29 protein-coding genes are annotated in these 24518 nt (G+C 71.7%); 6 read left to right on the forward strand and 23 right to left on the reverse strand.

Annotated features, from left to right (window positions below; genetic code table 11):
* Positions 1-75: 75 nt before the first annotated feature.
* The 11 genes from lgt to hisI all read right to left on the reverse strand — a co-directional run bounded on the left by lgt (position 76) and on the right by hisI (position 8958).
* Positions 76-1053: a prolipoprotein diacylglyceryl transferase gene (gene lgt / locus OG507_RS10180; RefSeq protein WP_327366841.1), complete on the reverse strand. Its 978-nt coding sequence runs from the start codon at positions 1051-1053 to the stop codon at positions 76-78.
* 101 nt (positions 1054-1154) lie between these two features.
* Positions 1155-1982 carry a thioredoxin domain-containing protein gene (locus OG507_RS10185; protein WP_327366842.1) on the reverse strand — a complete coding sequence of 276 codons (828 nt, stop codon included), beginning with the start codon at positions 1980-1982 and terminating at the stop codon, positions 1155-1157.
* A gap of 75 nt (positions 1983-2057) precedes the next feature.
* Complete coding sequence (trpA, locus tag OG507_RS10190) at positions 2058-2870, reverse strand: tryptophan synthase subunit alpha (protein WP_327366843.1); 813 nt, start codon at positions 2868-2870, stop codon at positions 2058-2060.
* A complete protein-coding gene (trpB, locus tag OG507_RS10195) occupies positions 2867-4147 on the reverse strand; it encodes a tryptophan synthase subunit beta (RefSeq protein WP_327366844.1) in 1281 nt (426 codons plus the stop codon). The genes trpA and trpB overlap by 4 nt, the downstream gene beginning before the upstream one ends.
* A gap of 137 nt (positions 4148-4284) precedes the next feature.
* Entirely contained in the window at positions 4285-4500 is a 216-nt protein-coding gene (trpM, locus tag OG507_RS10200; protein WP_327366845.1) for a tryptophan biosynthesis modulator TrpM, read from the reverse strand.
* 8 nt (positions 4501-4508) lie between these two features.
* On the reverse strand, positions 4509-5318 hold the full coding sequence (gene trpC, locus OG507_RS10205) for an indole-3-glycerol phosphate synthase TrpC (RefSeq protein WP_327366846.1): 810 nt from the start codon (positions 5316-5318) through the stop codon (positions 4509-4511).
* Positions 5319-5433: 115 nt separating this feature from the next.
* Positions 5434-5868, reverse strand: coding sequence for a DUF2752 domain-containing protein (locus tag OG507_RS10210; RefSeq protein ID WP_327371922.1), 435 nt, complete (start codon positions 5866-5868; stop codon positions 5434-5436).
* Positions 5869-6019: 151 nt separating this feature from the next.
* Positions 6020-6268 carry an HGxxPAAW family protein gene (locus OG507_RS10215; RefSeq protein WP_327366848.1) on the reverse strand — a complete coding sequence of 83 codons (249 nt, stop codon included), beginning with the start codon at positions 6266-6268 and terminating at the stop codon, positions 6020-6022.
* Positions 6269-6395: 127 nt separating this feature from the next.
* Positions 6396-7055, reverse strand: coding sequence for a TIGR02234 family membrane protein (locus OG507_RS10220; protein WP_327366849.1), 660 nt, complete (start codon positions 7053-7055; stop codon positions 6396-6398).
* 14 nt (positions 7056-7069) lie between these two features.
* Positions 7070-8563: an anthranilate synthase component I gene (locus tag OG507_RS10225; RefSeq protein WP_327366850.1), complete on the reverse strand. Its 1494-nt coding sequence runs from the start codon at positions 8561-8563 to the stop codon at positions 7070-7072.
* 11 nt (positions 8564-8574) lie between these two features.
* Positions 8575-8958 (reverse strand): phosphoribosyl-AMP cyclohydrolase, encoded by a 384-nt coding sequence (gene hisI / locus OG507_RS10230; RefSeq protein WP_327366851.1) that lies wholly within the window; start codon positions 8956-8958, stop codon positions 8575-8577.
* An 84-nt stretch (positions 8959-9042) separates the two neighbouring features.
* Between hisI and OG507_RS10235 the strand changes: the two genes are divergently transcribed.
* Positions 9043-9675 carry a TIGR03085 family metal-binding protein gene (locus tag OG507_RS10235; RefSeq protein WP_327366852.1) on the forward strand — a complete coding sequence of 211 codons (633 nt, stop codon included), beginning with the start codon at positions 9043-9045 and terminating at the stop codon, positions 9673-9675.
* A gap of 110 nt (positions 9676-9785) precedes the next feature.
* Here OG507_RS10235 and hisF read toward each other — a convergent pair whose 3' ends face one another.
* From hisF to hisD, 8 genes are read right to left on the reverse strand one after another with little or no spacing between them, the layout of a single operon-like run.
* A complete protein-coding gene (gene hisF, locus OG507_RS10240) occupies positions 9786-10541 on the reverse strand; it encodes an imidazole glycerol phosphate synthase subunit HisF (protein WP_327366853.1) in 756 nt (251 codons plus the stop codon).
* Positions 10538-10936, reverse strand: coding sequence for a RidA family protein (locus tag OG507_RS10245; protein WP_327366854.1), 399 nt, complete (start codon positions 10934-10936; stop codon positions 10538-10540). Before OG507_RS10245 ends, hisF begins: the two co-directional genes overlap by 4 nt.
* Entirely contained in the window at positions 10933-11658 is a 726-nt protein-coding gene (gene priA, locus OG507_RS10250; protein WP_327366855.1) for a bifunctional 1-(5-phosphoribosyl)-5-((5-phosphoribosylamino)methylideneamino)imidazole-4-carboxamide isomerase/phosphoribosylanthranilate isomerase PriA, read from the reverse strand. Before priA ends, OG507_RS10245 begins: the two co-directional genes overlap by 4 nt.
* Positions 11658-12299 carry an imidazole glycerol phosphate synthase subunit HisH gene (gene hisH / locus OG507_RS10255; protein WP_327366856.1) on the reverse strand — a complete coding sequence of 214 codons (642 nt, stop codon included), beginning with the start codon at positions 12297-12299 and terminating at the stop codon, positions 11658-11660. Before hisH ends, priA begins: the two co-directional genes overlap by 1 nt.
* A 10-nt stretch (positions 12300-12309) precedes the next feature.
* Positions 12310-12477, reverse strand: a complete 168-nt coding sequence (locus OG507_RS10260; RefSeq protein ID WP_327366857.1) for a hypothetical protein — start codon at positions 12475-12477, stop codon at positions 12310-12312.
* On the reverse strand, positions 12474-13076 hold the full coding sequence (gene hisB, locus OG507_RS10265) for an imidazoleglycerol-phosphate dehydratase HisB (protein ID WP_327366858.1): 603 nt from the start codon (positions 13074-13076) through the stop codon (positions 12474-12476). The genes OG507_RS10260 and hisB overlap by 4 nt, the downstream gene beginning before the upstream one ends.
* Complete coding sequence (locus OG507_RS10270; protein ID WP_327366859.1) at positions 13073-14221, reverse strand: histidinol-phosphate transaminase; 1149 nt, start codon at positions 14219-14221, stop codon at positions 13073-13075. The genes hisB and OG507_RS10270 overlap by 4 nt, the downstream gene beginning before the upstream one ends.
* Positions 14218-15540 (reverse strand): histidinol dehydrogenase, encoded by a 1323-nt coding sequence (gene hisD / locus OG507_RS10275; RefSeq protein WP_327366860.1) that lies wholly within the window; start codon positions 15538-15540, stop codon positions 14218-14220. The genes OG507_RS10270 and hisD overlap by 4 nt, the downstream gene beginning before the upstream one ends.
* A 138-nt stretch (positions 15541-15678) precedes the next feature.
* On the opposite strand from hisD, the gene OG507_RS10280 reads away from it, so the two are divergent.
* The 4 genes from OG507_RS10280 (at position 15679) to ybaK (ending at position 19858) form a co-directional block, all read left to right on the forward strand.
* Positions 15679-17280 (forward strand): oxidoreductase, encoded by a 1602-nt coding sequence (locus tag OG507_RS10280; RefSeq protein ID WP_327366861.1) that lies wholly within the window; start codon positions 15679-15681, stop codon positions 17278-17280.
* A gap of 266 nt (positions 17281-17546) precedes the next feature.
* The gene (locus tag OG507_RS10285; RefSeq protein WP_327366862.1) at positions 17547-18584 is read left to right on the forward strand and encodes a hypothetical protein; all 1038 of its coding nucleotides are present in this window, start codon (positions 17547-17549) and stop codon (positions 18582-18584) included.
* 5 nt (positions 18585-18589) lie between these two features.
* Positions 18590-19333: an LON peptidase substrate-binding domain-containing protein gene (locus OG507_RS10290; protein WP_327366863.1), complete on the forward strand. Its 744-nt coding sequence runs from the start codon at positions 18590-18592 to the stop codon at positions 19331-19333.
* Between the two features lie 21 nt (positions 19334-19354).
* On the forward strand, positions 19355-19858 hold the full coding sequence (ybaK, locus tag OG507_RS10295) for a Cys-tRNA(Pro) deacylase (protein ID WP_327366864.1): 504 nt from the start codon (positions 19355-19357) through the stop codon (positions 19856-19858).
* 133 nt (positions 19859-19991) lie between these two features.
* On the opposite strand, the gene OG507_RS10300 is transcribed toward ybaK, so the two are convergent.
* The 4 genes from OG507_RS10300 to OG507_RS10315 all read right to left on the reverse strand — a co-directional run bounded on the left by OG507_RS10300 (position 19992) and on the right by OG507_RS10315 (position 24092).
* Positions 19992-20690 carry an ABC transporter permease gene (locus OG507_RS10300; protein WP_327366865.1) on the reverse strand — a complete coding sequence of 233 codons (699 nt, stop codon included), beginning with the start codon at positions 20688-20690 and terminating at the stop codon, positions 19992-19994.
* A gap of 34 nt (positions 20691-20724) precedes the next feature.
* The gene (locus tag OG507_RS10305) at positions 20725-21525 is read right to left on the reverse strand and encodes an ABC transporter permease (protein WP_327371923.1); all 801 of its coding nucleotides are present in this window, start codon (positions 21523-21525) and stop codon (positions 20725-20727) included.
* Positions 21526-21694: 169 nt separating this feature from the next.
* On the reverse strand, positions 21695-22669 hold the full coding sequence (locus tag OG507_RS10310; protein WP_327371924.1) for an ABC transporter ATP-binding protein: 975 nt from the start codon (positions 22667-22669) through the stop codon (positions 21695-21697).
* 154 nt (positions 22670-22823) lie between these two features.
* Positions 22824-24092 (reverse strand): NYN domain-containing protein, encoded by a 1269-nt coding sequence (locus tag OG507_RS10315; protein ID WP_327366866.1) that lies wholly within the window; start codon positions 24090-24092, stop codon positions 22824-22826.
* Positions 24093-24316: 224 nt separating this feature from the next.
* On the opposite strand from OG507_RS10315, the gene OG507_RS10320 reads away from it, so the two are divergent.
* The gene (locus OG507_RS10320; RefSeq protein ID WP_327366867.1) at positions 24317-24493 is read left to right on the forward strand and encodes a hypothetical protein; all 177 of its coding nucleotides are present in this window, start codon (positions 24317-24319) and stop codon (positions 24491-24493) included.
* Positions 24494-24518 lie beyond the last annotated feature (25 nt).

Raw genomic sequence — 24518 nt, forward strand, 5'->3', positions numbered from 1 at the left:
CTCGGCCACCGGCCGGGGTCATGCGTGGGGGCCCCGAACCGTCCGGCTCGGGGCCCCCGTACACGCACACACCGCTCAGCCGTTCTTCGCCGCCTCCGCGGTGCCGTTCTTCGTCGGCGCGTCCGCCACGCCGTCCTCCGCGCGCCCGGCCTCACCGTCCGCATCGGGCTCCGCGTCACCGGCGGCGTCACGGCCCTCCGCGTCACCGCCCTCCGCGTCCTCGACGCCTCCGGCTTCCACCGCGCCCGGCTCCACGATCTCCTCGCGCCCCGGCCGTACCTTCGCCGAGATCACGATGTACGTCACCGCCAGCACGAACACGATCAGCGCGGTCCACACATTCAGGCGCAGGCCCAGGATGTGGTGGGCCTCGTCGACCCGCATGTACTCGATCCAGCCGCGACCCGCGCAGTACGCGGCGACGTACAGCGCGAACGCCCGGCCGTGTCCGAGCCTGAAGCGGCGGTCCGCCCAGATCACCAGCAGGGCGACGCCGATGCACCACAGCGACTCGTACAGAAACGTCGGGTGGTACGTACCGGCGACCCGGTTGGGGCCCTCGCTGATCTTCAGCGCCCACGGCAGATCGGTCGGCTTGCCGTACAGCTCCTGGTTGAACCAGTTGCCCCAGCGACCGATCGCCTGGGCGAAGGCGATGCCGGGGGCGAGCGCGTCGGCCCAGGCGGGCAGCGGGATCCCGCGGCGGCGGCAGCCGATCCAGGCGCCGACGGCACCGAGCGCGATCGCGCCCCAGATGCCGAGGCCGCCCTGCCAGATCTTGAAGGCGTCGACCCAGTTCTCACCGTCGCTGAAGTACAGCTGGTAGTCGGTGATGACGTGGTAGAGCCGGCCGCCGACGAGGCCGAAGGGCACGGCCCAGACGGCGACGTCGGCAACGGTGCCGGCTCTGCCGCCCCGGGCGATCCAGCGCTTGTTGCCGAACCAGACGGCGACGAAGACACCGATGATGATGCAGAACGCGTAGCCGCGGAGCGGGATCGGGCCGAGATCGATCACGCCGGTCGACGGGCTGGGAATGTAGGCAAGGTCCATGGCAGGGTCGACGCTACCTTGCCGGGCGGGGCCTACGGCAACCCACCCGACAACGTCTGGGTAACGGGCGGGTCATCTCTTCCCCCCTTGCCGGATGCCGGTCAGGAGGCCGACGGCGCCGGGGTGACCGTGCCCGGCTTCTTGGCCTTGTTGGCCTCGGCGACCCACTTCTTCAGATTCGCCGCGGTAATGGGCTCGTTCCCCTTCTTCGGGAAGATCGACTCGCCGTTGAGCAGCGCGGTCGGCGTGCCCTGGAAGCCGCCGCTCAGGAACGCCTTGTTGGATTTCTGGACCCAGCTGTCGTGCGTGCCGTCTTCCACACAGCTGCGGAAGCCGGGCGTGTCGAGCCCCGGGACCTTCCCGGAGAGCTCGATCAGCTTGGCGTTGTCACCGAAGGCGTCGTCGGACTCCGCCGGCTGGTTGCGGTAGAGGACGTCGTGGTACGCGGCGAACTTGCCGACGCCCTGTGCACAGGCTGCGGCGTTGGCCGCCCGCAGCGAACCGCTGCCGCCGAGATTGCCGTCGATGATCGTGGCGAGGTGGTACTCGACCTTGACCTGTTTCGTGCTTTCCAGCTGGTGGATGGTGTCCCGGAACGCGTTCTCGAACTGGGCGCAGACCGGGCAGCGGAAGTCCTCCCAGACGGTGAGCGTGGACGGGGCACTGTCCGCGCCGACCTGGATGGCCAGACTGTCCTTGCCGGTCGCTCCGGACGGCGCGACGACGGGGCCCGCCGTCTTGCTCTTGCCGCCGTTGTCGCCCGTGTTCGCGGCGATCACGCCGACGACGGCGGCCAGCGCGAGCACCCCCACCAGGCCACCGCCGACGATCAGCGTGCGCCTGCGGTGCTCGCGCGCCTTCTGGCGCTCGCGCTGCTGGACGAGCCGGTCTCGCGCGGCCCTTTTTCCCTGTTCGTTCTTCTCGCTCACACCCGCAGCAACGACCCGGGGAGGCACCTGCGTGCCTCCCCGGGTCCAGGTCCACCCGTTTGGATTACACCCGATTCAGCGCTTTCGAACGCCTTCGGCCAGTTCGCCCGCCAGTGAGCGGATCGCGGCAAGGCCGGCCGCCTCGTCGGGGGCGTCGAGCATGCCCTTGACGAAGGCGGAGCCGACGATCACGCCGTCGGCGAAGCCCGCGACCTCGGCGGCCTGCCGGGCGTTGGAGACGCCGAGGCCGACGCAGACCGGCAGGGACGTGGTGGCGCGTGTGCGCGCGACCAGGTCCTGGGCCTGCTCGCCGACGGACTCGCGGGTGCCGGTGACACCCATCAGGGATGCCGCGTAGACGAATCCCGAGCCGGCCGCGGTGATGGTGGCCAGGCGCTCGTCCTTGCTGCTCGGCGCGACGACGAAGACGGTCGCGAGACCGTGCTTGTCGGCGTGCTCGCGCCACAGGCCGGACTCCTGGACCGGCAGGTCGGGCAGGATGCACCCGGCACCGCCGGCCTCGGCGAGCTCGGCGGTGAAGCGCTCGACGCCGTACCGGTCGATCGGGTTCCAGTACGTCATGACGAGGATCGGGACACCGGTCGCCTCGTACGCCTCGCGGACCGTGCGCATCACGTCGGCGATCTTCACGCCGCCGCGCAGGGCGATGTCGTCGGCGGTCTGGATGACCGGGCCGTCGAGCACCGGGTCGCTGTGCGGCAGCCCCACCTCGACGATGTCCGCACCGCCCGCCACGACCGCCTTCACGGCGGCGATCGCGCCGTCGACGGTCGGGAAGCCGGCCGGGAGGTACGCGATGAGCGCGGACCTGTTCTCCGCCTTCGCCCGTGCGAGGGAGGAACTCAACAACTCCACATTGCCGCTCACTTGGTGACCTCCTCTTCCCCGTCGGCCACATCGGCCTCGACGACCCCGTCGCTCCCGTCGTACAGCCCGAAGTAGCGGGCCGCCGTGTCCATGTCCTTGTCGCCGCGGCCCGACAGATTGACCACGAGCAGTCCGCCCTTGCCGAGCTCCTTCCCGACCTCCAGGGCTCCGGCCAGCGCGTGGGCGCTCTCGATGGCCGGAATGATCCCTTCGGTACGGGAGAGGAGGCGCAGCGACTGCATGGCGGCGTCGTCGGTGACGGCGCGGTACTCGCCGCGGCCGATGTCCTTGAGGTAGGCGTGCTCCGGGCCGATGCCCGGGTAGTCGAGGCCCGCCGAGATGGAGTACGGCTCGGTAATCTGGCCCTCTTCGTCCTGGAGGACGTAGCTGCGCGAGCCGTGCAGGATCCCGGGCTCGCCCGCGGTCAGGGTCGCCGCGTGCTCGCCGGTCTCCACCCCGTGTCCGGCGGGCTCGCAGCCGATCAGCCGGACGTGGGCGTCCGGGATGAAGGCGTGGAAGAGCCCGATGGCGTTGGAGCCGCCGCCGACGCAGGCGATCGCGGCGTCCGGCAGCCGGCCGGTCCGCTCCAGGATCTGGCGGCGGGCCTCGACGCCGATGACACGGTGGAAGTCGCGGACCATGGCGGGGAAGGGGTGCGGTCCCGCGACGGTGCCGAAGAGGTAGTGCGTGTGGTCCACATTGGCGACCCAGTCGCGGAACGCCTCGTTGATGGCGTCCTTCAGGGTCCTTGAGCCGGACTTCACGGAGATGACCTCGGCGCCGAGCATCCGCATCCGCGCCACGTTCAGCGCCTGCCGCTCGGTGTCGATCTCACCCATGTAGATGGTGCATTCGAGGCCGAAGAGCGCGCAGGCGGTCGCGGTGGCGACGCCGTGCTGTCCGGCGCCGGTCTCGGCGATGACCCGGGTCTTGCCCATGCGCCGGGTGAGCAGCGCCTGTCCCAGCACGTTGTTGATCTTGTGCGAGCCGGTGTGGTTCAGGTCCTCGCGCTTGAGGAAGATCCGGGCGCCGCCCGCGTGCTCCGCGAAGCGCGGGACCTCGGTCAGCGCGCTGGGCCGGCCGGTGTAGTTGACCATGAGCTCGTTGAGCTCGGCGGCGAAGGCCGGGTCGGCCTTCGCCTTGTCGTACTCGACGGCGACCTCGTCCACGGCGGCGACGAGCGCCTCCGGGATGAACTTGCCGCCGAACGCACCGAAGTACCCCTCGGCGCTGGGGATCAGACCCTCCGGGTCCGGGATGAAGAAGTCAGATGACATCCGACGTGCTCCTCGACATTGCAATGGGTGGGTTCACCGTATGCGCCGTGAGCGGAGCGCCACCGCGACCGGGGGTGGTCGGGCGGTGCGGTCGTACGTACGACAGAAGTGGTGCGGGGTACGTCGGCCGGGGCTCGCTACAGCGCGGACCCCGTGCGCCATCGCATGCCGTTGACCTGGCCGGGCTCGTCGCCGATCACGTACCGCACGCGCCGACCGCGCACGCGCCGGGCGGGGGCGCGGCAGCCACGAGGGCGGCAGCCGCGCGCCAGCGGGGCGTGCGGTACCCGGGCCGTCGTACCGGCGGGGCGCAGGCCCGGCCGGGTACGGGACGCGGGACGGTCGGCGGACACGGTCTCGGTCAGCCCCGTCCGTGCCGGAGCGCCGGGTGGGCACCGGCGGCGACCAGGTCGGCGACGGCGGCCCGCGGGTCACGGCCGGTGACCAGGGACTCGCCCACGAGCACCGCGTCGGCGCCCGCGTTGGCGTACGCGATCAGGTCGTGCGGACCGCGGACGCCGGATTCGGCGACCTTGACGATGTGGTTGGGGATCTCGGGGGCGACACGCTCGAAGGTGGAGCGGTCGACCTTGAGGTCCTTGAGGTTGCGCGCGTTGACACCGATGATCTTCGCCCCGGCGTCCACGGCACGCTCGGCCTCCTCCTCGTCGTGCGCCTCGACCAGCGGCGTCAGGCCGATGGACTCGGCGCGCTCGATCAGGGAGACCAGGGCCTCCTGGTCAAGGGCGGCGACGATCAGCAGGGCGAGGTCGGCGCCGTAGGCGCGGGCCTCCCAGAGCTGGTACGAGGTGACGATGAAGTCCTTGCGCAGGACCGGGATGTCGACCTTGGCGCGGACGGCCTCCAGGTCGGCGAGGGAACCGCCGAAGCGGCGCTCCTCGGTGAGGACCGAGATGACGGACGCGCCGCCCGCCTCGTAGTCCGCGGCGAGCGCGGCCGGGTCGGCGATCGCGGCAAGCGCCCCCTTGGAGGGGCTTGAGCGCTTGACCTCGCAGATGACGGTCACGCCCTCGCCGCGCAGGGCGGCGACTCCGTCCTTGGCGGCAGGAGCGCGCGCCGCGCGTTCCTTCAGCTCGTCGAGGCTGACACGCGCCTGCCGCTCTGCGAGGTCGGCGCGTACGCCTTCGATGATCTCGTCGAGCACACTCACGCGAGCGGCCCCCTTCCGGGACGGTGATGAGGGAACAGGATCAGCCATGTCAATGCTATCCGCAGGAGGCCGAAGGGCCCGAATCCAGTCGTCGAATGTCCCATTACCTGGGCATTCAAGGCACCAGAGCCGATCCGAACGGCAGATTCCGGACGATCGAGAAGATCAGCAGCACGGCCCCGATCCCCCACCAGACGACGGGCTTCGCGGCGATGCTCATGGGCCTTCCCCGGGCGGCGCGGACCATCCAGACCGCCCAGAGGACGGCGAAGATCCCGTAGCCGACGACGGCGAGCGCATTGGAGCCGAGGGCGGCGGCGATGTCGCCGTGCGCGACGGCATGGGCGCTGCGCAGCCCGCCGCAGCCCGGGCAGTACAGACCGGTGAGGCGGAGCAGGGGGCAGACCGGGTAGTGGCCCGGCTGGTTGGGGTCGACGGCACCGACATAGCCGAAGGCCCCGACGACGACAGCCATGACGCCCACCGGGGTGGCGAGCCGCCGGAGGCGCGAGGCGGGGGCGGGCGCCGGAGGGAGGACCGGTCCGGGCATCGGCGGGTGGCCGGGGGCGGGCCGGGAGCCCGGCGCCGACGGGGCGGCGGCTGGAGTAGGCAATGCGTCCACCCGGTGATTGTCCCCGCTGATACGGAAAGGCGCAGCCCGGTCCGGGCTGCGCCTCGTATGCGTACGGATGGTGCGTGCGTCAGGAGACCTGGGCCTGCGCGGCGCGCGCCCTGGCCCGGGCCATCTCCTCCGACTCCTTCGGCATGCCGAGGCCCGCGGCCTTCATCGCGAGGCCGACGATCCCGCCGAGGAAGATGACGGCGATACCGGCCCAGAAGCCGATCGGGCTGGCCGCGACCATGAAGACGCCTGCGACGCAGAAGCCGATGAAGGAGATGATGACACCGGTCCAGGCGGCCGGGGTGTGTCCGTGGCTGCTGCCCGCCATGAGTTGCTCCTTGTTGGTGATGCGCTGTTGGTATCGCTGTACGCAAAGCCGGTGCCGCTGTCGGTGCCGCTGTGCAGAAAGCTCAGCTTCATTGTCCCGTACGTGCGGGTACGACGTGAGCTGGGGGTCATGCCTCGCGCGTCGGGTCCTCGCCGCGGTCCAGAGCCTTCCAGAGGTCCTCGGGCCGGTCCGGGTCCGGGGCGGTGCGGGCGGCCCTGCGGGGGCGGGGGGTTCCGTCCCGTTCGTACCGTCCCGACATGGTGGGCCAGAGCTTCCCGTAGCGCAGGGCGAGGAGCCCGGCGAGGAGGATCAGCAGGCCGCCGGCCGCGGTGACGTAGGGCCACGCGGTGTGGCTGAGGGCGTCGATGGTCGCCGAGGCGTCGCCGGTGGTCTGTGCGGCCTTCTCGTCGAGCGCCGAGCTGTCGGAGGCGCCGAGGTAGGCGCTCAGTCCGGCACCGAGGCCGCTGAGGGCGAGGAGCCCGGCGACGATCAGCCGCCCGCCGCTGCGGACGGCGAAGACGGCGACGAGGGCGGCCAGGCCGACTATGGCCAGGGCGGCCGGGAGGCCGGTGACGTCCTGGCCGTCGGCGGTCAGCGGCAGGGTGCCACCGCCGACGGCCGCCCGGCCCTCGGCCCAGGTCTGGCCGGAGGCGAGCAGGACGACGGTGGCGCCGACCGCCCCGAGGAGCAGACCGGCGGCCAGACTACGGCGGTTTCCCGTGGCGTCCGGCGCGGTGACGGCGCGGGCACGGGGCTGGGGTACGGGGACAGCACTCACGTACCCCACTATCCCTTACCGCCTCATGCTCCGTGGAGCCGGTTGGCCGTATGCACCGCGCGGAGCACCGCGGCGGCCTTGTTGCGGCACTCGGTGTCCTCGCCGACCGGGTCGGAGTCGGCGACGACACCCGCTCCGGCCTGGACGTACGCCGTGCCGTCGCGGAGCAGGGCGGTACGGATCGCGATGGCGGTGTCGGAGTCCCCGGCGAAGTCGAGGTAGCCGACGCAGCCTCCGTACAGTCCGCGGCGGGTCGGTTCGAGCTCCTCGATGATCTGCATCGCACGGGGCTTGGGGGCGCCGGAGAGGGTGCCCGCGGGGAAGCACGCGGTGAGGACGTCGAAGGCGGTGCGGCCCTCGGCGACGCGGCCGGTGACGGTGGAGACGATGTGCATCACGTGCGAGTACCGCTCGATCGACATGAAGTCGACGACCTCGACGCTGCCGGGTTCGCAGACCCGCCCCAGGTCATTGCGGCCGAGGTCGACGAGCATCAGGTGCTCGGCGCGTTCCTTCGGGTCGGCGAGGAGTTCGTCGGCGAGCGCCTGGTCCTCCTGCGGGGTGGCGCCGCGGTGCCTGGTCCCGGCGATCGGGTGGACCATGGCACGTCCGTCCTCGACCTTGACGAGGGCCTCCGGGCTGGAGCCCGCGACGTCGAAGCCGTCGAAGCGGAAGAGGTACATGTACGGCGACGGATTGGTGGCGCGCAGCACCCGGTAGACGTCCAACGCGCTTGCCGTGCACGGGGTTTCGAAGCGCTGTGAGGGGACGACCTGGAAGGCTTCACCGGCCCTGATGCGCTCCTTCACGTCCTCGACCGCGTCCTGGTACGCCTTGCCGCCCCACAGCGCGGTGTACGGGGGGAGCTCGGACGGCGGGAGGGCGGCGGGGGCGTTCTCGACGGGGCGCGAGAGGTCCCGCTCCATGGCGTCGAGACGGGCGACGGCGTCCGCGTACGCCTCGTCGACGCCGGTCGCCAGGTCGTTGTGGTTGATCGCGTTGGCGATCAGCAGGACGCTGCCGTCCCAGTGGTCGAGCACGGCGAGGTCCGAGGTCAGCAGCATCGTCAGCTCGGGGACGTGGAGGTCGTCCTCGACGCTGTCGCCGATCTTCTCCAGGCGGCGGACGATGTCGTAGCCCAGATAGCCGACCATTCCGCCGGTGAACGGGGGCAGCCCGTCGTCGACGACCAAATCGTGAGGGGTGTGCAGGGTCTCGATGGTGGCGCGCAGGGCCTGCAGGGGGTCGCCGTCGACGGGGACGCCGACGGGCGGGGTGCCCAGCCAGTGGGCCTGTCCGTCGCGTGCGGTGAGGGTGGCGGCGCTGCGTACCCCGATGAAGGAGTAGCGCGACCAGGTGCGGCCGTTCTCCGCGGATTCGAGCAGGAAGGTGCCGGTGCGCTCGCCCGCGAGTTTGCGGTAGAGCCCGACCGGGGTGTCGCCGTCCGCGAGGAGTCTGCGGCTGACGGGGATGACACGCCGGTCGACGGCCAGCTTGCGGAAGGTACCGAGATCCATGGCGGCTGACCCTACTGCGTGAGCGGAAGGACGTCGGCGTCGAAGCAGGTGCGGTCGCCGGTGTGGCAGGCGGCACCCGTCTGGTCGACCTTGACGAGGACGGTGTCGGCGTCGCAGTCCAGGGCGACGGACTTGACCTGCTGGATGTGGCCCGAGGTGTCGCCCTTGACCCAGTACTCCTGGCGGCTGCGGGACCAGTAGGTGCAGCGGCCGGTGGTGAGGGTGCGGTGCAGGGCCTCGTCATCCATCCAGCCGAGCATCAGCACCTCGCCGGTGTCGTACTGCTGGGCGATGGCCGGGACGAGGCCGTCGGCACCGCGCTTGAGGCGGGCCGCGATGGCCGGGTCGAGGTTGCCGGACGGCGGCGGAGTGCTGGGCGTGGGCTCGCTGGTCATGCGCCCATTGTGCCGTGGCCGCGGATGCGGTTCCGTGCGGCGTCCACTGGGCGGACCGCGTACGGCGGCCGTACGCTGGCGAGCATGTCGACCCATGCGAAGCGTGAACGACTTCTGCTCGCCGACCTGTTGGAGGCGGCGGGACCGGAAGCCCCGACCCTGTGCCACGGCTGGACGGCCCGGGACCTGGCCGCCCATGTGGTGGTCCGCGAGCGCCGGCCGGACGCGGCGGGAGGGATTCTGCTGGGCGCGCTCAGGAACCGTCTGGAGCGGGTGCAGGAGGAATTCGCCGCGAAGCCGTACGAGGAGCTGATCCAGCTGATCCGTACGGGACCACCGAGGTTCTCCCCGTACGCTGTGAAGCAGGTCGACGAGGCCGCCAACACCGTCGAGTTCTACATCCACGCGGAGGATGTGCGCCGGGCCCAGCCGGACTGGTCGCGGCGGGAGCTGGACCCGGTCTTCGCCGATGTGCTGTGGTCGCGCGCCGAGAGGACGGCCCGGCTGCTGGGCCGCAAGTCCCCGGTGGGGCTGGTGCTGCGCCGCCCGGACGGCCAGACGGCGGTGGCGCACAAGGGCACCCCGGTGGTGACGGTCACCGGCGAGCCGGGCGAGCTGCTGCTCTTCGTGTTCGGCCGGCAGGACGCGGCGACGGTGGACCTCGACGGCGACAAGGAGGCGGTGGCCCGGCTGCACACGGCGGAGCTGGGGATGTAGTGGCACCCGAACACCTGAGCGATAGGGCCGGAGACGGCCCGCAGAACGCCCATCGCCGGGCGGGGCCGAAAAACGGCTCCGCCCGGCGATGGGGTCGATCCGTGCCGCGGTCAGCGGACCGGGTGTCCGGCCTCCCTGAGCGCGCCCTTGACCTCGGAGATCCGCAGATCCCCGAAGTGGAAGACGGATGCGGCGAGCACCGCGTCGGCGCCCGCCGCGATGGCCGGCGCGAAGTCCGCGAGCCGGCCCGCGCCGCCGGAGGCGATGACGGGGACGGTCACGTGCTCCCGTACCGCGGCGATCATCTCGGTGTCGTAGCCGTCCTTGGTGCCGTCCGCGTCCATCGAGTTGAGCAGGATCTCGCCCGCGCCCAGCTCGGCGGCGCGGTGTGCCCATTCGACGGCGTCGATGCCGGTGCCCTTGCGGCCGCCGTGGGTGGTGACCTCGAAGGTGCCCGCGGGCGTGCGCCGGGCGTCCACGGAGAGCACCAGGACCTGGCGGCCGAAGCGCTCGGCGATCTCCCGGATGAGGTCGGGGCGTGCGATGGCCGCGGTGTTGACGCCGACCTTGTCGGCGCCGGCCCGCAGCAGCTTGTCGACATCGTCGGCGGTACGGACGCCGCCGCCGACCGTGAGCGGGATGAAGACCTGCTCGGCGGTGCGGCGCACCACGTCGTAGGTGGTCTCCCGGTCGCCGCTGGATGCGGTGATGTCCAGGAAGGTCAGCTCGTCGGCGCCCTCGGCGTCGTACAGCTTCGCCATCTCGACGGGGTCGCCCGCATCGCGCAGGTTCTGGAAGTTGACGCCCTTGACGACCCGGCCGTTGTCGACGTCCAGGCACGGAATGACACGTACGGCGAGAGTCATCGCGCACCTGCCCGGTAGGCCTCGACCTCGACCTCGACGACCAGGCTCGGGTCGACGAAGCCGGACACGATGATCATCGACGCGGCGGGGCGTACGTCGTCGAACAGCTCCTTGTGGGCGCGGCCGACCTCGTCCACGTCCCGGGCGTGGGTGATGTACATCCGGGTGCGGACGACGTCCTCGCGGCCGAGACCGACCTGCTTCAGCGCGTCGAAGGACACCTTGAAGGAGGTGACTGCCTGCTCGTACGGGCCGCCCGCGGAGATCTGCCCGCCCACCACCGACGTGCAACCGGCGACCAGGACAAGGCCGTTCGGAAGCTCGACCGCGCGGGAGTAGCCGAACTTGTCCTCCCAGGGAGCCCCGGAGGAGATGCGGTTGACGGAGTCGGTCATCCGGATACCACCTGCAGCGCCTCTTCGAGGGTGAACGCCTTCGCGTACAGCGCCTTGCCGACGATCGCGCCCTCGACGCCGTCCGGGACGAGAGAGGAAATGGCCCGCAGGTCGTCCAGCGAGGAGACACCGCCGGAGGCGACGACGGGCTTGTCGGTGGCGGCGCAGACGTTCTTCAGGAGCTCCAGGTTGGGGCCCTGGAGCGTGCCGTCCTTGGCGATGTCGGTGACGACGTAGCGGGCGCAGCCCTCGGAGTCGAGGCGGGCGAGCGTCTCGTAGAGGTCGCCGCCGTCACGGGTCCAGCCGCGGCCGCGCAGCGTCGTGCCGCGGACGTCGAGGCCGACGGCGATCTTGTCGCCGTGCTCGGCGATGACCTTGGCGACCCACTCCGGCGTCTCCAGGGCGGCGGTTCCGAGGTTGACCCGGGTGCAGCCGGTGGCGAGGGCGGCGGCGAGCGAGGCGTCGTCGCGGATGCCGCCGGAGAGCTCGACCTTGATGTCCATGGAGCGGGCGACCTCGGCGATCCGCTCCCGGTTGTCACCGGTGCCGAACGCGGCGTCCAGGTCGACGAGATGCAGCCATTCGGCGCCCGACTGCTGCCAGGCGAGGGCGGCCTGCAGGGGGTCACCGTAGGAGGTCTCGGAGCCGGACTCGCCGTGGACGAGACGGACGGCCTGGCCGTCGCGGACGTCGACGGCGGGAAGGAGTTCAAGCTTCGGCATTACAGCGTCTCGATCCAGTTGGTCAGCAGCTGGGCGCCGGCATCGCCGGACTTCTCGGGGTGGAACTGGGTGGCCCACAGGGCGCCGTTCTCCACGGCCGCGACGAACGGCTCGCCGTGGGTGGCCCAGGTGACCCGGGGCGCCCGGATCCTGTCGTTGGTGACCTCCAGGCTCCAGTCGTGCACGGCGTAGGAGTGCACGAAGTAGAACCGGGCCTCGGGGTCGAGCCCCGCGAAGAGCTGGGAGTTTTCGGGGGACCGCACGGTGTTCCAGCCCATGTGCGGGACGATCGGGGCCTTCAGCGGGGCGACGGTACCGGGCCATTCGTCCAGCCCCTCCGTCTCGACGCCGTGCTCGATGCCGCGCTCGAAGAGGATCTGCATACCGACGCAGATGCCCATGACGGGTCGGCCGCCGGAGAGCCTGCGGCCGATGATCCATTCGCCGCGGGCCCGCTTCAGCCCCTCCATGCAGGCGGAGAACGCGCCGACACCGGGCACCAGCAGCCCGTCGGCGTTCATCGCCCTGTCGTAGTCGCGGGTGATCTCGACGTCCGCGCCGACATGGGCGAGGGCGCGCTCGGCGGACCGGACGTTGCCGAAGCCGTAGTCGAAGACGACGACCTTCTTCTGGTCACTCACAAGTCCTACCTCAGTCCCAGAGTCCCTGGATCCGCATGACGCCTGCGACCAGGCACATCACGGACGCGATCCCGAGCAGGACGATGACGCCCTTGGGCATCTTCTGCTTCGAGAAGGAGTAGACCCCGCCGGCCAGGAACAGGCCGGCCAGGATCAGGATGGTGTTGAGGCCGGTCACAGTGCGCCCTTCGTGGAGGGGAGGATCCCGGCGGCGCGCGGGTCGTGCTCGCTGGCGTAGCGCAGAGCGCGGGCGAGCGCCTTGAACTGGCACTCCACGATGTGGTGGGCGTTGCGCCCGTACGGCACGTGGACGTGCAGGGCGATCTGCGCCTGGGCGACGAAGGACTCCAGGATGTGCCGGGTCATCGTCGTGTCGTACGCGCCGATCATGGGCGCCATGTTCTCCGGCTCGGTGTGCACCAGGTACGGGCGGCCGGACAGGTCGACGGTGACCTGGGCGAGCGACTCGTCCAGCGGGACGGTGCAGTTGCCGAAGCGGTAGACGCCGACCTTGTCGCCGAGTGCCTGCTTGAACGCGCCGCCGAGTGCGAGGGCGGTGTCCTCGATGGTGTGGTGCGAGTCGATGTGCAGGTCGCCGTCGGTCTTGACCGTGAGGTCGAAGAGCCCGTGCCGGCCGAGCTGGTCGAGCATGTGGTCGTAGAAGCCGACCCCGGTCGACACGTCGACCTTGCCGGTGCCGTCGAGGTTGATCTCGACGAGAACCGAGGTCTCCTTGGTGGTGCGTTCGACTCTTCCTACGCGGGCCGCGCGAGTCATGCGTCGTGCTCCTTCTTGGCGTTCTCAGTTACAAGCGTGCGTGCCGCGTCGAGGAACGCGTCGTTCTCTGCCGGGGTTCCTGCGGAGACCCGCAGCCATCCCGGTACGCCGTTGTCCCGGACCAGGACGCCCCGGTCGAGGATCTGCTGCCAGGCGGTGTGACTGTCGGCGAAGCGGCCGAACTGGACGAAGTTGGCGTCCGAGTCCGTCACGTCGAAGCCGAGGGCGCGCAGTTCGGTGACGATCCGGTCGCGCTCGCTCTTGAGCTGCGCGACGTATCCGAGCAGCGTATCCGTGTGCTCCAGGGCGGCGAGCGCGGTGGCCTGGGTGACGGAGGACAGGTGGTACGGCAGCCGCACCAGCTGGACGGCGTCGACGACGGCCGGATCGGCGGCGAGGTAGCCCAGGCGCAGTCCGGCGGCGCCGAACGCCTTCGACATGGTGCGCGAGAGCACCATGTTCGGCCGGCCCTCGATCAGCGGGAGCAGTGAGGGGTGGTGGCTGAACTCGCCGTACGCCTCGTCGACGACAACCATCGACGGCCTGGCCGCCTGGGCCGCTTCGTACAGCGCGAGAACGGTATCGGCGTCGACGGCGGTGCCGGTGGGGTTGTTGGGCGAGGTGATGAAGACGACATCGGGCCGGTGCTCGGCGATGGCCTTCTCGGCGGCCTCGACGTCGATGGTGAAGTCCTCGTTGCGCGGTCCGGAGATCCAGCCGGTGCCGGTGCCTCGGGCGATGAGGGCGTGCATGGAGTACGAGGGCTCGAAGCCGATCGCGGTGCGCCCCGGGCCGCCGAAGGTCTGCAGCAGCTGCTGGAGCACCTCGTTGGAGCCGTTGGCCGCCCAGACGTTGGCGAGGGCGACCTCGTGCCCGGCGGTGCGGCTGAGGTAGCGGGCCAGCTCCGTACGGAGTTCGACGGCGTCCCGGTCGGGGTAGCGGTTGAGGTCGCGGGCGGCCTCGCGGACACGCTCGGCGATCCGGTCGACGAGCTCCTCGGGCAGCGGGTACGGGTTCTCGTTGGTGTTCAGCCGCACGGGTACGTCGAGCTGCGGCGCCCCGTACGGGGACTTGCCGCGGAGCTCCTCCCGGACCGGAAGGTCGTCGATCCGGACGGTCCTGCGAGGGGTGTCGCTGTTCGTCACTGCTGCGGGACCTCTCCGCCGAACCTGGCCTTGAGCGCGGCGCCGTGGGCGGGTAGGTCCTCCGCCTCGGCGAGCGTCACGACGTGGTGGGTGACCTCGGCGAGCGCGTCGCGCGTGTAGTCGACGATGTGGATGCCCCGCAGGAAGGACTGCACCGACAGGCCCGAGGAGTGGCAGGCGCAGCCGCCGGTCGGCAGGACGTGGTTGGAGCCGGCGCAGTAGTCGCCGAGCGAGACCGGGGCCCACGGGCCGACGAAGACCGCTCCGGCGTTGCGGACCCGGTCGGCGAGCGCGGCGGCGTCGGCGGTCTGGATCTCCAGGTGCTCGGCGGCGTACGCGTCGACGACCCTGAGGCCGTCCTCCAGGTCGTTGACCAGGACGATCGCGGACTGGCGGCCGGCCAGTGCGGGCTCGATCCGGTCGGTGATGTGCTTGGTCGCGGCGACCTGCGGCTTCAGCTCGGCCTCGGTGGCGGCGGCCAGCTCCTCGGAGTCGGTGACGAGGACGGCGGCGGCCATCGGGTCGTGCTCGGCCTGGCTGATCAGGTCGGCGGCGACGTGCACCGGGTCGGCGGTGGAGTCGGCGAGGATCGCGATCTCGGTGGGGCCGGCCTCGGCGTCGATGCCGATGCGTCCCTTGAGGAGGCGCTTGGCGGCGGCGACGTAGATGTTGCCGGGGCCGGTGACGAGGTTCACCGGGGGACATTCGGCCGTTCCGTACGCGAACATCGCGATGGCCTGGGCGCCCCCGGCCGCGTACACCTCGTCGACGCCGAGCAGGGCACAGGCTGCCAGGATCGCCGGGTGCGGCAGACCGTAGAAGTCCTTCTGCGGCGGGGACGCGACGGCGATGCCCTCGACGCCCGCCTCCTGGGCCGGTACGACGTTCATGACGACGGACGACGGGTAGACGGAGCGCCCGCCCGGTACGTACAGCCCGACGCGCTCGACCGGCACCCACTTCTCGGTGACGGTGCCGCCGGGGACGACCTGGGTGGTGTGCGTGGTGCGGCGCTGCTCGCGGTGGACGAGGCGGGCGCGGCGGATCGACTCCTCAAGGGCGGCCCGTACGGCGGGGTCGAGATTCTCCAGCGCCTCGGCGATCGCCGCCGCCGGGACCCGGATCGAGTCGAGCCGTACGCCGTCGAATTTCTCCCCCCACTCGATCACTGCCGCCGAGCCACGATGGCGTACGTCCTCGCAGATGGGCCGCACCGTCTCCAGGGCGGCTTCCACGTCGAACTCGGCTCGGGGCAGCAGGTCGCGCAGGTCGCCGCCCTCGGGGAGGGCACCGCCGCGCAGATCGATTCGAGAGATCACACCGCAATTCTCGCAGACCGCCTCCGGCGTCCGGACGCCCGTATCACTGGCTGATACATGTCCCGGCTGTCACTGCTGACCAATCGCGTTCACGTCGTCACTCAGGGGGAAGAACAGCTCCGAGCGGAAGGGGCACCCGTGACCGAACCGCACGACGGCGATTTTCCGGACGGTCTCAGCGCGGCCGAGCTGGGCATGTGGCAGGCCTTCCGGAACGGCAGCACCTACGATCTGCGCGCCCGTGACCCGGCGCGGGACGATCCGTTCGCGCCGTGCGCCTGGGGACCGGAGCGCAGTGTGGACGGGCGCGTCGTTGCCCGGCTGCTGCTGTCGGGGCCGCCGCCGAGGCCCGGCCGGGTCGCGGCGCTGAAGCTCCGGGGCGTACGGATCACCGGGACACTCGATCTCGCGGGCGGGCGCGTCGCGCCGTACGTCGAGCTGACCGGCTGCCGCTTCGAGAGCGAGGTGGTGCTGCCCGAATGCCATTTCACGACGTTGCGGATGGTCGGCTGCGCGATGCCGCGGCTGGAGGCGGCCCGGCTGCGCACGGAGGGCGATCTGCATCTGCCGCGTTGTCGCATCAAGCGCGGGATCCGGCTCACCGACGCGCAGATCGGCACCGATCTGCTGATCAACCAGATCGAGGTCGGTCCCGACCGGGGCGGCCGCGCCCTGGCCGCCGACGGGCTGGCGGTCGGCCAGGACCTGCAGGCGGAGATGGTCGAGGCGCGCGGCGAGCTGAGCCTGCGCGGGGCGAAGGTAGGCGGTTCGCTGAGTCTGCGCGGCAGCCGGCTGCGGGGCAGGGAGGGGCGGCGCGCGCTGAACGCCCCTCAGCTGACCGTGGAGCGGACGCTGTACATGAGCGAGGCGTGGGTGAGCATCGACACCGGGAACCAGGGCACCACTCCCCCGTACGGCATCGTCATGGCCCCGACCCCGGCGCGCGGCACGCGTTCGCAGATCTTCGAGTGCCGTGGCGGGGTGCGGCTGGACGACGGGCGGTTCGGCGACGCGGTCGACCTGCACAAGGCGCGGTTCGTGCTGGCCCGGCACGAGGAGCTGTCGCTGCGCCGGATCGTCACCCCCGAGCTGCGGTTCAACGCGGAGCGGCCGGAGGAGGGCCGGGTCGTGCTGAACGGCGCGAAGGTCGTCACGCTGATCGATGTGTCGACCAGCTGGCCGGGGCCAGGCGGTCTGGCGATGGGCGGTTTCGTGTACGAGAACCTCGTCCCGTACGGGCACTTCCCGCTCTCCCGGCGCCTGGAGTGGGTGGCCGCGGCGACCCCGGAGTACGTGCCGGAGCCGTACGAACGCCTCGCGGCGGTGCTGCGCAACTGCGGGGAGGACGCGGACGCCCGTGAGGTGCTGCTGGCCAAGCAGCGGCGGCGGCGCGAGACGCTGCCGCCCGCCGCGAAGCTCTGGGGCTTCCTGCAGGACTGGACGGTGGCGTACGGCTACCGGCCGGGGCGGGCCGCGGTGTGGATGGCGGTGCTGTGGGCGGCGGGTGCGCTGGCCTTCTCCCGGCACGTCCCCACCGCGATCAAACAGGACGAGCATCCGCAGTGGAACGCGGCGCTGTACGCGCTCGATCTGCTGGTGCCGGTGATCAATCTCGGCCAGGACGGCTACTGGCGGATGGAGGGCGGCTGGCAGTGGGTGGCTGCCGTGCTCGTCCTGCTGGGTTGGATACTGGCCACGACGGTCGCCGCGGGCGCCTCACGGCTGCTGCGCCGTGGCTGACCGAAATCTGGCCGCGGATGGTCGCGGGACCGGCCGTCCGACCGCCCGGAGCCCTTCCACGCAGCGGCCGCCGAGGCCGCGGAGGTCGCGGCCGAACGTCCGGACGGGCCACGGCCGAAGTGGCGGAAATGATGGCCACAGCGGTGGGAACAAGCCAGATTCCACACTTTCCTTTGCCCTTTATTGACCAAGCCCGGTACAACCCATTCACTCGGCACCAAAGCTTCACAGTGCCCCCCTGGCACCGTCCCGACCAGCGCATTTCAATGGTCTGCACCATGCCATTCCTTCGCGCTCTGCTCCGTACCGCGCGCAGGATCCGGCACTCCCCCCTGGGGGCGGCCGGACTGCCTGCGGACGACGCGGTGCTGCTCGACGCCCCCGACGAGCGGCTCTCCCCGGCGCTCGTCGCCGCCGCCCTCGGGGAGTACGAACCGGCCGCGAAACTCCTCGCCACCACCCGCGACGCCGCGGAGTGGGAGGACCGGGACCGCTACCTCGGCCGGCTCGTCACCTTCGCCCGCAACCGCGACGGCTGGCTGACCGACTGGCTCGCCGCCGCCCCGCACGACCCGGACGCGCTGCTCGTCAAGGCCGAGCTGGCGGTCCGCCGGGCCTGGGAGTCGCCCGTGCGGGCCGAGCAGCTGCGCGAGGTGGGGCCGCTGATCACCGCGGCGGCCGAGAGCGATCCGCGCGACCCCGTGCCCTGGCGCCTCGCGCTCGACCACGCGCGCGGCACGCACGCCACACACACCATGTTCGAGGCGCTGTGGGAGCAGGCGATCCAGCGCTCCTCGCACCACTACGGCTGCCACGTCGCGGCGCTGCGGTATCTCTCCGCCGCCTGGTACGGCTCGCACCGTGAGTGCTTCGACTTCGCGGAGCGCGCGGCCGAGGACTCGCTGCCCAGCTCGCTGGTGCAGGCCCTGCCGCTGCGGGCCGCCTTCGCCCTGCTGATCGAGGAGCCGGGTGTACGGACCACCTCGGTGCAGGAGGAGCGGATCGACGCGGCGGCGGATCTGGCGATCACGCTGTCCGCCTCGTTCGCGCCCGGCGATCCCTGGCCCGCCGAGGTCCGCAACCTGCTGGCGTTCGTGCTGGTCGCCCGGGGCCGCTGGGCCGAGGCACTGGAACAGTTCCGGCAGATCGGACCCCATGCGTCGTCGTTCCCGTGGTCGTCGGTCTCCGAGGATCCGCTCGGCCGGTTCCTCGACGCGAGGGACGACGCGCGGCTCCGGGTGGCCTGTGTGACGCCCATGCCGGGCAGGGCCGACCGGGGCAGGCCCCGCGGCCATTACGCTTGACCGTTGTGACCACCGCTCGCCTGCCTCTGTTCCCGCTGAACGCGGTGCTGTTCCCCGGCCTCGTGCTGCCGCTGAACGTCTTCGAAGAGCGTTATCGCGCCATGATGCGCGAGTTGCTGAAGACCGATGACGACGAGCCCCGCCGTTTCGCCGTGGTCGCGATCCGCGACGGCCGCGAGATCGCACCGACGGCCACGGGAATGCCCGACCCGACGCGTACCCCCGCCGAGCGCGGCCCCTCGGACGGCTTCGGCCCCGACCCGATCCAGACCTTCCACCGGGTCGGCTGCATCGCCGACGCGGCGAAGATCCGGGAACGGCCGGACGGCAGCTTCGAGGTCCTCGCGACCGGCACCACCCGGGTCAAGCTGCTCTCCGTCGATGCGAGCGGCCCCTATCTGACGGCCGAACTCGAAGAGCTGGACGAGGAGCCCGGCGAGGAGGCCGGTGCGCTCGCCGAGGGCGTCCTGCGGGCCTTCCGCAGCTACCAGAAGCGACTGGCCGGGGCGAGCGAACGGTCCCTGACGACGGGCGCGGACCTGCCCGACGACCCTTCCGTCGTCTCCTACCTGGTCGCGGCGGCGGCCGTGTTCGACATCCCGTGCAAGCAGCGGCTGCTCCAGGCGCCCGACACCGCGACCCGGCTGCGCGAGGAACTGACGCTGCTGCGCTCGGAGACCGCCGTGATCCGGCATCTGCCGTCCCTGCCCGCGGTGGACCTGACGCGCGCCCCGACCCACCCCAACTGACCGACCCGAGGACCCTTCCCCGTGGCGAAGAAGCCGAAGAAGCAGCAACAGTCCGGCGGCACCCCGGCAACGGTCGCGCTGACCGCGGCCGGCACGGCGTTCACCGTCCACTCCTACGACCACGACCCGGCATCCGCCTCCTACGGCGAGGAGGCGGCCGAGGCCTTGGGCGTCTCCCCCGACCGCGTCTTCAAGACCCTCGTCGCGGACGTCGACGGCACCCTCACCGTGGCCGTCGTCCCGGTGGCCGGCTCCCTCGACCTCAAGGCCCTGGCCTCCGCGGTGGGCGGCAAACGAGCCGCCATGGCCGACCCGGCAGCAGCAGAACGCACCACCGGCTACGTACGCGGCGGCATCTCCCCCCTGGGCCAGCGCAAGCGCCTGCGTACGGTGCTGGACGAATCGGCCCGGTCCCACGAAACAATCTGCGTCTCGGCAGGCCGCCGGGGCCTGGAGGTAGAACTCTCCCCCACGGACCTGGCGTCGCTGACGGGGGCGGTGTTCGCGGAGATCGGCCGGGGGTAGACACCACAGCCGAATTTTCAGCCCGTCCGGCGTTTGAGGACCGGGGTCCGGGGCAGAGCCCCGGTTTCGGGAAGGGGCGGGTAGGGGACAAGCCCCGCGCAGCGGCCCACCCCCGCCCCACCCGCACCCGCCTTTACGACTCCCCCGGCGGCACCGGCGCCCCCGCCCCCGGAAACACCCCCCACTCCGGCTCCGGATCCCGCGGCCCGAACAACGCCGTCAGCCCGAGATGAACCGCCATCGCCGCCAGCGGCCACGCCAGCAGCGCCGCCCACTTCGCCCGCAGCCGAAGCGGCGCGTCGAAGACCACGCCCTTGCCGACCTCGCGCGCGTGCGCGACCACGTCCTGGGTCGGTCCCAGCCACACCCCCAGCCGCCAGGCCAGCAGCGAACCGAGCACCCCGCCCACCGCGAGCCCCACCACCAGGGCGATCCCGCCGCGCCGCTGGAAGAGGAAGGCCAGCACCGCGGAGACCGCGCCGAACGCCAGCGCCAGCAGCACGAACGTACCGTCGGCGCCGATCGCCTCCTCACCCTCGCTGTCGCTGAGGAAGACGGCCGTGCCGTCGGAGATCAGCGGAATCCGCGGGGCCAGCCACAGCCAGAGAAACGCGAGCCCGATCCCCGCGACGGTCACGAAAAGGGCGACGGTCACGGCCCGCCACAGATCCGACCGGCGATCGCTCGACCCGTCGGACTCCAGCAGGGCCCCGGCGTGAGGCCCACCGGGGCCTCCGGGGCCACCGGTCCCGACCGGCCCACCCCATTTCGGCGGGGTCTGCCAGGGGTCATTGGACGAGGGCTGGTGAGGCGGCGTCAGAGGTGCGGTCACCGTGCCATCGTGCCAGGCGTCCCTGTGCCGCGCCTCACCGGACCGCTGCCCTGCGGTACGCCCACGTGGCCGCGGCCAGCGAGAGGACGCCGACGACGGCGCAGACCGCGAGGTCCAGGGCGACGACCGCCCAGTCGGGGTGGGCGTCGAAGGACCGGGAGAGCGCCTCGACGCCGTACGTCGACGGCAGCAGATCGCGGGCCCAGCCGATCGGCCCGGGCAACCGGTCGGCCGGCAGGACGCCGAGCAGCAGCGCCGCCGACATGCCCAGCTGCCCGAGCAGCGTGGCCAGCTCCTGCCGGGGCGCGAGCAGCCCCATAGCGGCACCGAGCCCGGAGAGCGCCGCCCCGGAGAGCGGGATGACGGCGACGAGCACCCACAGATGTGTCAGCGGCAGCCCGAACAGCACGCTGCCCGCCACGGCCGTGACGATCGTGCCGGGCACGGTGAAGGAGGCGTACGCCCCGGCCGCGCCGAGCACCACAGCGGCGGGCGGCACCGGCAGGGTGGCGTAGTGGTCGAGCCCGCCCCCGGCCCGCAGCTGCCCGAAGTACTGGGCGAGCAGGTTGAGCGCGACGAAGGCCACCACGAGGACGCTGGATCCGGCGACGACGGCCCGCGCCTCGGAGCCGCCTTCGACGACCCCGCGCATCAGCACCATGATCCCGACGGACTGGAAGGTCGCGACGAACAGCAGCGGGATGCGGGCGACCCTGGCCCTGGACAGCTGGGCACGGTAGACGGCCGCGAGCGACGGGAGCAGCCGGGCCCGCGGCGCGAGCGGCGCGGGAGCAGCCCCGCCGAAGCCCTCGCCGTCGAAGACCTCCCCGTCCAAGCCCTCGCTGTCGCGTCCGGCACGGCCGTCACCGGCGGTCCGGACAGGTCCGGTCACCGCCTGCGCGGGAACGATGCTCGTCACCTGGCGCTGCTCCTGTTCGCTCCCTGCCCGGCCACGCACGCGCACCCGGCCGCCCCGCTCGCCACGTCAGTCCCGCCGGTCCCGGTCATGACTTCACCAGCCCCTTGGTCGCGTCCCCGCCGAGCGCGAGATAGACGTCCTCCAGGCTGGGCGTCGCCAGCGTGAAGTCGTCGAGTGCGGCGAAGGCCGCGCCTCCGGTCACCGCGGCGACCGCCGCCCGTGCCTCGTCGGGGCCCAGCCGCAGCACCCAGCGCCGCCCTGACTCCTGGGCCGAGCCGCGCAGTGCGGCCACTTCGGGCACCTCCAGGGGCGCCCGCTCGCGCCACACCAGCTCGACGCGGACCTCGCCCGCGACCCGTTCCTTGAGCCCGGTCGGCGTGTCGCAGGCGATGACCTTGCCCCGTTCGATCACGGCGACCCGGTCGAGGACCGTCTCGGCCTCGATGACGTTGTGGGTGACGAGCAGCACCGTCGTGCCGCGCTCGGCCCGGCGCCGGTCGACAGCGGCCCAGACGGCACGCCGTGCGACGGGGTCCATCCCGGTGGTCGGCTCGTCCAGCACCAGCACCGGCCGCTCGCCGACCAGCGTGGCCGCGAAGCAGGCGAGCCGCCGCTGGCCGCCGGAGAGCTTCCTCAGCGGGCGTCCCGCGATCTCGGTGAGGCCGAGTTCGTCGAGTACGGCGTCGCGCTCGGCGCGGGCGTCCCGTACCGCGAGGCCGCGAAGCCGTCCGGTGGTCTCGGCGGCCAGCGACACGGTCAGCTCGTCGAGGGCGGTGGACTCCTGGCCGAGGTATCCGATCAGCCGGGAGGCCCGCTCGGGATGGCGTACGAGATCGTGGCCCAGCACGTCGACGCTGCCGGAGTCGGGCCGCATCAGCCCGGTGAGCTGGCGTACCAGGGTGGACTTCCCGGCGCCGTTGGGGCCGAGGAGTCCGAAGATCTCGCCGCGCCGCACGTCCAGGCTGATCCCGTCGGTGGCGCGCACCTCGGGGGTGGCCGGTGCACCGCGGCGGCCGCGGGCGGCGGGATAGGTCTTGACCAGATCACGCACCGCGCACACGGTCCCGGTCGCCGTCTGCGCCTGTGCTGTGCCCGTACTCACGAGGTACGAGAGTACGGGGTCGGATGCCCCGTATTGCCTCCGGGGCCATGCCGGTCGGGCGCCAGCGCCGCGATCGGCGGCCTTCTCGCCCGCCCTCGGGGCCGCCGCACCGTCAGTCGGCGGACGGGCTCGTCCGCTCCACCACCGGGGCGTGTTCCGCCGCGGCCCGCACGTCGATCTCCCGCCAGAATCCTGCCCGGATCGCATAACGGTCGTGTTCGTCGATCTGGTCGTCCTTGTGGGCGAGCAGGCCGAACCGTGCCGCGTACCGCAGCAGCTCGCCGTCGATGCGGTGTGGGATGCGCGGATACATGGTCGACAGCTTCTGCAGATGCGTGGTCTCCGGCAGCCGCTCCATCCAGCGGCGGGCGAAGACCTGGCCCACCTCGAAGGGGTCGCCGCCGACGGTGGTGATGTCCTCCTCGCGGTCCGCCCAGCGCTGCTCGGCGCTGGTGAGCTGGGCCAGCGTCGGCAGGGAGGCGGTCTCGGCGGGCTCGCCGAGCGGTCCGCCGCGCTCCAGCCAGCCCTTGTCGGAGGACCAGCGCAGGGTCGCGTTGGCGGGCGAGGACGGCTGGGCGGTCTGAATGCCGGGGCCGCGCAGAGTGCCCGCCAGGTCCTTGGGAGTGGGGACGCCCCTTCCGCCGTGGCCGGGCCGGTCGGCGGTGGTGGTCTCCTCGGGCGGTGCCGCGCTGCCGTTGGCGGCGGCCGCCTGGGCCTCCGATGCCCGCTCGGCGGAGGCGGCGAGGGCCGCCTCGGGCAGCGGTGCGGAGAGGATCGCGGCGATCTCCGGGCGGGGCGCGGGCGGCGGGGCGCAGACGCCCGTCTCCTTGGCCCGTACGGACTGGGTGATCCAGGCGCGGTCGAGCACCCTGCGTTCGTCGGCCTCGGCGACCAGGTCCTCGGACTGGTTGTAGTCGCCGTCGGCGGCCTGGACGGCCCACAGATGGACGGCGACGCCGTGTTCCTTGGCGGACATCAGGCCGGGCAGCAGATCGCCGTCGCCGGTCACCAGCACCACGTCGGAGCAGGCCCGGTTCCTGGCCAGTTCGGTGAGTTCGGCGTGCATCGCGGCGTCGACGCCCTTCTGTGCCCAGCGCCCGTCACTGCGGGTGAGAGCGCCGAGCCGGACGGTCACCCTGGGCATCACGCGCAGTCTGCGGTGCTCGGGCTGCGGTACGCGGTCGGGGGCGCCGTCGAACCAGTAGATCCGCAGCAGCGGCTGCTGCGTATCGGCCTCTGCCAGCTCGCGCAGGCCCCGGATGAGGGCCGCGTGGTCGACGGTGATGCGGGATCGGGCGGGCTCCCCGGCCAGCAGACTCGCGGCTGCTCCCAGCAGGTAGCCGGCGTCCACCAGGACGACGCAACGGTCCACGCGTTCCACCCTCTTCCAGAAGTTCGGGTGTGGTCTTTGCCAAGGGTTTCCTTCGAGTCTGCCCGACCGCGCAGGGGTTGACGGCCGGAACTCGATCATCGGCGTGGCGGATCGGGAAAACGGCGCATGATACCCCCTCACTACGCACGGTAATGATCCAACATGCACGCTTTGATGCGCTATGTGAATCTGAACGCGGTCCTGGCCCCGAGAGTCCCCACAGGAGGAACACCATGGCCAAGAACAAGAACCGCAAGCAGAGCAGCCAGCAGAACCGTGCGTCCGGCCCGGAGCGCGGCGCGGAAGAGTCCAAGAACGCGTACGAGACGCAGATACAGCCTCAGTCGCAGGCCCAGGGCAGCCCTGCCGATGTTGCCCGTAAGCACCAGCGGCGCTTCGGCCACAACTGACCGGGTGGATCTCCGGTCCGGCCCC

Origin of the sequence: Streptomyces sp. NBC_01217, from assembly GCF_035994185.1 — a bacterium.
Lineage (GTDB): Bacteria > Actinomycetota > Actinomycetes > Streptomycetales > Streptomycetaceae > Streptomyces.